7 protein-coding genes are annotated in these 6,281 nt (G+C 52.1%); 1 reads left to right on the forward strand and 6 read right to left on the reverse strand.

Annotated elements, in window-relative coordinates; genetic code table 11:
- Positions 1–11 precede the first annotated feature (11 nt).
- From URZ40_RS09530 to osmE, 6 genes are all read right to left on the reverse strand, one after another.
- Entirely contained in the window at positions 12–1,367 is a 1,356-nt protein-coding gene (locus URZ40_RS09530) for a 6-phospho-beta-glucosidase (RefSeq protein ID WP_320720442.1), read from the reverse strand.
- A gap of 109 nt (positions 1,368–1,476) precedes the next feature.
- The gene (chbR, locus tag URZ40_RS09535; protein ID WP_028012801.1) at positions 1,477–2,319 is read right to left on the reverse strand and encodes a transcriptional regulator ChbR; all 843 of its coding nucleotides are present in this window, start codon (positions 2,317–2,319) and stop codon (positions 1,477–1,479) included.
- A 5-nt stretch (positions 2,320–2,324) separates the two neighbouring features.
- A complete protein-coding gene (chbA, locus tag URZ40_RS09540) occupies positions 2,325–2,672 on the reverse strand; it encodes a PTS N,N'-diacetylchitobiose transporter subunit IIA (RefSeq protein ID WP_028012800.1) in 348 nt (115 codons plus the stop codon).
- Between the two features lie 47 nt (positions 2,673–2,719).
- Positions 2,720–4,078 carry a PTS N,N'-diacetylchitobiose transporter subunit IIC gene (gene chbC / locus URZ40_RS09545; protein ID WP_028012799.1) on the reverse strand — a complete coding sequence of 453 codons (1,359 nt, stop codon included), beginning with the start codon at positions 4,076–4,078 and terminating at the stop codon, positions 2,720–2,722.
- 80 nt (positions 4,079–4,158) lie between these two features.
- The gene (chbB, locus tag URZ40_RS09550) at positions 4,159–4,476 is read right to left on the reverse strand and encodes a PTS N,N'-diacetylchitobiose transporter subunit IIB (protein ID WP_014883474.1); all 318 of its coding nucleotides are present in this window, start codon (positions 4,474–4,476) and stop codon (positions 4,159–4,161) included.
- A gap of 281 nt (positions 4,477–4,757) precedes the next feature.
- On the reverse strand, positions 4,758–5,102 hold the full coding sequence (osmE, locus tag URZ40_RS09555) for an osmotically-inducible lipoprotein OsmE (protein WP_003857836.1): 345 nt from the start codon (positions 5,100–5,102) through the stop codon (positions 4,758–4,760).
- 232 nt (positions 5,103–5,334) lie between these two features.
- On the opposite strand from osmE, the gene nadE reads away from it, so the two are divergent.
- Complete coding sequence (gene nadE / locus URZ40_RS09560) at positions 5,335–6,159, forward strand: ammonia-dependent NAD(+) synthetase (RefSeq protein WP_320720447.1); 825 nt, start codon at positions 5,335–5,337, stop codon at positions 6,157–6,159.
- Positions 6,160–6,281 lie beyond the last annotated feature (122 nt).

The following is a 6,281-nucleotide window of genomic DNA, read 5'->3' on the forward strand; positions in this document are numbered from 1 at the left end:
TGTGCGTCCTCTCAGTGGTGTTTGAACTTCAGCTTCTCGATCGTGGCGGCAAAGTTCGGCAACCATTTTTCATGCGCCAGGATCATCTCGCTGGCCAGCTGCTCCGCATCGCGGTCGGAATGCACCAGCGGGCTAAGGTTCAGCGCCAGAAGCACGTCATTGAGCTCGCCGCTCAGCGCCGCATTGCTTGCCGCCACTTCAAAGCCTTTGATGGTGTGGATCAGGCCCATGACCTTATCATCGAAGTGGGTGATACGTGGATGCGGTTTAGCGCCATCGCGTCCCAGGATGCAGGTCATCTCAACCGCCCAGTCAGCCGGGATATTGTCGATATGGCCGTGATGCGGCACGTTGACATAGTGCTCCGCCTGCTTGTCGTTGTAGATGGCGTTGATCACTTCACACGCCGCATCAGAGTAATAGGCCCCGCCCCGCTGCTCCAGCGCTTTCGGTTTAACGTTCAGGTTCGGATCTTTATACAAATCGAACAGCTGCTTCTCAACTTTCTGAACGATCTGCGCGCGCGCGCCGCCCTTATAGTACTCGCCCATTTCGATGGCCAGCATCTCTTTCTGCTTGAAGTAGTAAAGCAGGTACGAGCACGGCAGCAGATTCAGCGAGCGGATAAGCCCTTCGCTGAACGGCAGGTCAAAGATGTTCTTCACGGAGGCCGCGGTCAGGCGACCGGAAGCCACGCCGTCGAGCAGCTCGGCAAAGCGCGATTTTCCGTTCACGATGACGTCCTTAATGAACACCATGTGGTTCAGGCCGAACAGGTCGATAGAGAGATCGTCACTGTCGGTCAGCTCCAGCACGTCGCGGATAAACATCTTCATGCCGATCGGGATATTGCAGACGCCGATAAAGCGTTTGAAACTGGTATGACGATAAACCGCCTCGGTCACCATTCCGGCCGGGTTAGTGAAGTTAATCACCCACGCGTTCGGGCAGACCTCTTGCACATCTTTTACGATGTCGAAAATCACCGGAATGGTACGCAGGCCTTTGAACAGGCCGCCCGCGCCGTTGGTCTCCTGCCCCAGGTAGCCGTGGCTCAGCGGAATACGCTCGTCCAGCTCGCGCGCTTTCAGTTGGCCGACGCGCAGCTGGGTAGTGACGAAATCCGCATCTTTCAGCGCCAGGCGACGATCGAGGGATTTATGCACGGTCATAGGCACGCCCGCTTTCTCAACCATGCGCTTGCACAGGTCAAAAATAATATCCAGCTTCTCCTGACCTTCCTCAACATCCACCAGCCATAATTCGCTGACCGGTAATTCGTGATAGCGTTTTAAAAAGCCTTCAAGTAATTCCGGGGTATAGCTGCTGCCGCCGCCAATGGTTACGACTTTTAATTTCTTTTGCATAATATCTCCCTTAGCGTATCAGGTTAATCGCCTGCAAGGTATAGCGTACTCTTCCCGCTATTTGGGCAAGCCATTAAAGCAATATTTGTGGCGGGTGACCCGCCGAAAGTTAATTAATTACCGTTAAATTCTTCCGGTAGCTGTTCGGTGTGAATGACGTCAATTTTTTAAAAGTTTTAATAAACAGACTGGGACTGCTGTATCCTGACTCATACGCAATATCGGTGACAGAATAGTTGGTAATTTCCAGCTGTTTTTTGGCAAAGTTAATGCGGATTTCATTAATAATTTGCACCGGCGTTTTACGATAATAACGCTGCGTCGCGCGGGTCAGATATTCCTGGGATTTCCCCGAGAGGGATACCATATTTTCCAGCGCATTTTCGCTGAACTGGCCTTTATCGTGCATCAGTTCCACGGTGCTGCGCAGCCACTGTGGAACATCATCCGTCACCTGCTGCTCTTCACGGTGATGCCGCAACCGGTTCATCACGTAGAAGGTCACCGTTTCAATAAACTCGTCAAATTCATTGTCGCGGAAGTTAAGCGAGGCGATGACCGTTTCAATCCAGGTCATGAACTCGTTTTTTACACGGTATACCTGGGACGCCACAAAGCAGAACGGCACCAGCGGCAGATAGTGCTTCTCAAAGAAGCGTCTGCTGACGCCCACGTTCAGAATGCGGGTCGCGCCAAATTCGTAAAAGCTCTGGTGATAGGAACCCATCGGCAGGAAGACAAAATCCCCTCGCTCTAGCAGGACGCGCTTACCGTTGATCTCCTGGTAGTAGCGGCCGGTCAGAACAATCGTGAACTCATAGTAGTCATGCTGGTGCAGACCGCTGGCGCTCTCCGTCTTGTTGTAGATAACCACGTGAAAATTTTTGCCATTAAACAGTTGCTGTTCAAATGCGGTTTTGATTTCCATCGTGCTGACCTCCTGCTGCTCAATCCGACTTAGTGCATCTTCTCGTGAAGCTCAATCAACTCCGCCACCAGCTCGCGTGCCAGCATGGACGTCATCAGGTGATCCTGTGCGTGTACCAGCACCAGACTGACCTTCATCTTCCCTTCGCCCTGGTCGCTTTCAATCAGCTTTGTCTGCACCAGGTGCGCTTCGTTCAGCGCCGTGCGGGACTGCTCCATCATGGTTTTCGCGGCGGCGAAATCGCCCTGCTTGGCCTGCTTCAGTGCGGCATACGCCAGGCTGCGCGCCTGACCTGAGTTGATGATGAGGCCCATCACCACTTCTTCGAGATCGTTCTCTGCGGCTTCGTCTGCGACGATACTATCCAAATCTAACATGTTTAAGCTCCTTGTGGCTGGCGCGGGCTTCCCCGCGCCGGTCAATATTAGAATTTCAGTGAGAGGGCAATTTCCTCTTCGCTCTCTTCTTCATCAATGATGGTGGCGGCTTTGTTCGCAATCGCCACGAATGGCATGTACAGCAGGGTGGCAATCCCGAGGTTGAATATCGCCAGCAGGAAGGCCGCGACGCTACCGTTGGTGTTAAAGAACGCGCCCAGACCTGCCGGCATGGTCCACGGTGCAATGTTGGTGATCGGTGGAATAATACCCATGTAATAGGCCGTCAGGGTGATCGCTGCCAGCAGCGGCTGCACCAGGATGAACGGGATAAACATTACCGGGTTCATGATGATTGGCAGACCGAACAGAATCGGCTCGTTAATCTGGAAGATGCCCGATGGCAGCGCCAGTTTCGCCACCTGACGGTAGTCAGCGCGACGAGAGACAATAAAGACCGCGATGATCAGACCCAGGGTCGCCCCGGTACCACCCAGGAAAATATAGGAGTCAAGCATCGGCTTCGCCCACACATGGAAGGTTTTACCTGCCGCCAGCGCCGCATCAACGGAGCCGTACTGCTGGTAAAGCGCAACGTTTTCCAGTGCCCATGGGGTCATAATTCCGCTGTCCAGCGCGGCCAGTGCCAGTGAACCATGCACGCCGAAGAACCACAGCAGAGAGGTGAAAATCACATACGCCCAACCGACCACGCCACCCATCGACGCCAGCGGCGTAGAGATAGAGTCCATGATGATCTGGTGGAAGTTCGTGCCCCAGTGAGAGAGCGCCCAGGCGATAATCCCCATGATGGAGAGAATAATGAAGCCTGGGATCAACGCGGAAAATGAACGAGAAACGGAGGCCGGTACGCTATCCGGCAGACGGATGACCCAGTTGCGACGGATAATAAAGGTGAACATTTCTGCCACCACCAGGCCGATAACAATACCGGAGATAATGTTGGCGCCACCCAGCCAGTTCGCGCCGACGGCATACGCCTCCCCCACGCTGTAAGGCGTGACGGTCATAAACGCGGCAACGGATAATAACCCGGCGGCCAGCGGATCCACTTTCCGCTCTTCAGCCAGCGCCATCCCGATAAAGAAAGGCGCCATCAGCGACATAATACCCAACGTACCGTTATAGACGTTGCCGCCGATGGCTTTAAAACCATTAAGGGTTTCAATAGTGGAAGCGTCTAACCGAATTCCTAATGAATAAAAGAAGGAACCTTCACCAAAGCTAAGAAAAACGTTGTTAATTAAAACGAACATGGCCCCGGCCAGCGTCAACGGCATTAATTTAATAAAACCGTTTTTGATGGCATTAACGTGAGGCTGCTTTCCTATTTTAACAGCAAAAGGAAGGAGTACCTTTTCAAGTGAAGCGATGACTTTACTCATAGGAAAATACCCTTAAATGCCGTAACGCATGTTACGGCGTAATTGTGTGTGAAATAACTCTTTGACGGGAAAAATAAAAATTAATTAGCAGCTTTTTTAATGGCTGCCACAGCAGCTTTTAGTACACCTAAACCATCAATCTTGCCGTACAGCCCCGAGTCGATCACCTCGACCGGTTTATTCGGTAACAGTCGTTGAATTTCGGGCAGCATGTAGGCAATTTGCGGCCCCAGTAAAACAACATCGGCTTTCTGGCCTTTTTCGCCCGCCAGCGTCTCTGGAAACGCTTCAATCACCACAGGGACTTCATACTTTTCAGCCTGCGCGCGCATCTTTGACACCAGAAGCGAGGTTGACATGCCGGCTGAGCAGAACAGGTAGATATGTTTCTTTTCCATCGTAATTTCCCTCTTGTAGAACTACCTGCCGTCGCGCTATCACTCGACTCGCTGTCCCGGCAGACAGGTAGCTTGCATACTGTTGTTTATCGTTGGAGTGAGTATACGCAATGGTACAGACAGGGGATAATTCTGGATAGACTTAAATTGTCTCTCATTGACCTGGCTTGTTGACTCCCTTCACATTTCAGGCAAATAATTCGCGCAAAGAAATAAGATTTACGTATGCATAAAAAAACCGGCCCATGGGCCGGCTTATTAACATCTTCAGGCAAGCAGGGTTACTGCGCCTTAGGTGCCTGCGGATCGGTGTCGTATTCAGCACAGGTCTGATAGCCGGAGTTAATCACATGTCCGGTATCATCCAGCGCGACGAAGTAGGTCTCTGCCTTACCATCACGTTGACCCAGGATATAGGTCTGACACGTACCGCGCGCGTGAATCATAGTGACTTCAGAAGAAGGTTTGCCGGCGATTGCAGCCACCTGCGAACGGGTCATCCCTTTTTTAACGTCTTTAACCACGGGCTGGGTAAACTGATCCTTGGTGCGATCGTAAGCCGTACACCCTGCCAGCATCGTCAGTACCGCCGCTGCGCTAAGAATTCCTGCTACGTTCTTGTTCATATTCCGTCCTCTTGTTTATCAGCGTGTTATCTAAGCATGGAATAAAAAGTACTATTGTTCAACTTTGTGATTTATGCCAGACGAATTTCGGAAAATTCTAATAAAACAACGATAACCTGCTAAATCGCCGTAAATTAACGCACTCGAAACTGTGATCCTTGTCGTTTTCCGCCCAAAGGTTTAGTTTTAACAGTTAACACATTCTGTTTATGTTCTGCATACGGAGGGCATGATGGCTCTGCAACAAGAGATTATTCAGGCGCTGGGCGCAAAGCCTGCGATAGATGCACATGAAGAGATCCGCCGCAGCGTGGATTTTTTAAAGTCGTACTTAAAAAAGAACGCTTTCCTGAAATCCCTGGTGCTGGGCATCAGCGGCGGGCAGGACTCAACCCTGACCGGTAAACTCTGTCAAATGGCGATTTCAGAGCTTCGCGAAGAGACGGGCGATGACGCGCTGCAGTTTATCGCTGTGCGTTTGCCTTATGGCGTACAGGCGGACGAACAGGACTGCCAGGATGCCATCGCCTTCATCCAGCCTGACCGCGTGCTCACCGTCAATATTAAAGGCTCGGTGCTGGCAAGCGAGCAGGCGCTTCGCGAAGCGGGCATTGAGTTGAGCGATTTTGTGCGCGGCAACGAGAAAGCGCGCGAGCGCATGAAAGCGCAGTACAGCATCGCCGGGATGACCAAAGGCGTTGTGGTAGGCACCGACCATGCAGCAGAAGCGATCACCGGTTTCTTCACCAAATACGGCGATGGCGGCACCGACATAAACCCGATTTTCCGTCTCAACAAGCGACAGGGCAAGCAGCTGCTCGCCGCGCTGGGCTGCCCTGAGCACCTGTACAAGAAAGCACCGACAGCGGATCTGGAAGACGATCGCCCTTCCCTGCCGGATGAAGCTGCCCTTGGCGTTACCTATAACAACATTGATGACTATCTGGAAGGCAAAACGCTGGATGAAGGTACCGCGAAAATTATCGAAGGCTGGTATCTGAAAACCGAGCACAAGCGCCACACGCCAATTACGGTATTTGACGACTTCTGGAAATAAACGCATCTCCACAAACTTATGCGAGCAGTGGAGAATCCCCTCTCCCCTATGGGGAGAGGGTTTGGGTGGGGGGCAGCCGCCCCCCGGCGCTTTTTTTAACCAAGAACCCCAGCTAAACTGTT

The organism is Enterobacter sp. 296B2, from assembly GCF_034106185.1.
Taxonomy (GTDB): Bacteria; Pseudomonadota; Gammaproteobacteria; order Enterobacterales; family Enterobacteriaceae; genus Enterobacter; species Enterobacter cloacae_N.